Origin of the sequence: Saccharothrix sp. NRRL B-16314 (genome assembly GCF_000716595.1) — a bacterium.
GTDB lineage: Bacteria > Actinomycetota > Actinomycetes > Mycobacteriales > Pseudonocardiaceae > Actinosynnema.
Genome location: NZ_JNXC01000156.1, coordinates 1 through 376, shown reverse-complemented (window position 1 = coordinate 376; position 376 = coordinate 1). Strand labels below are relative to the sequence as shown.

1 pseudogene is annotated in these 376 nt (G+C 65.2%); it reads right to left on the bottom strand.

From position 1 onward, the window contains the following. Positions 1 to 6 precede the first annotated feature (6 nt). Positions 7 to 376, bottom strand: a pseudogene (locus OQ02_RS39465) (aminotransferase class III-fold pyridoxal phosphate-dependent enzyme); the annotation flags it as partial.

Genomic DNA, 376 nt, shown 5'->3' with positions numbered 1-376 from the left:
TTTTTTTCAAGCAGAAGACGGCATACGAGATGTAGAGAGGTCTCGTGGCTCGGAGATGTGTATAAGAGACAGGTCCTCGGCGGTGCACAACTCCCGCAGCCCGCGCAGGAACTCCTCCGAGCACTCGTTCATCGTGGACGCCGACAGCGGCTCGATCAGGATCGCGTACACGTCCGACTCGCCCTTGCCGGTGCGGAGCCCGGCGACCAGCGTGCGGACCGAGTCCAGGTCCCCGTACCGGAAGATCTCCACGCCAGGGATGCCCGGGAACTGGAACCCGGACTGGTTCTGGCCGGTCAGACTGCCCGAGCCGAGCAGCTTGCCGTGGAACGAGATGTCGGACCGCAGCACCCGGGAGCGCCGGCCGCCGTGGTAC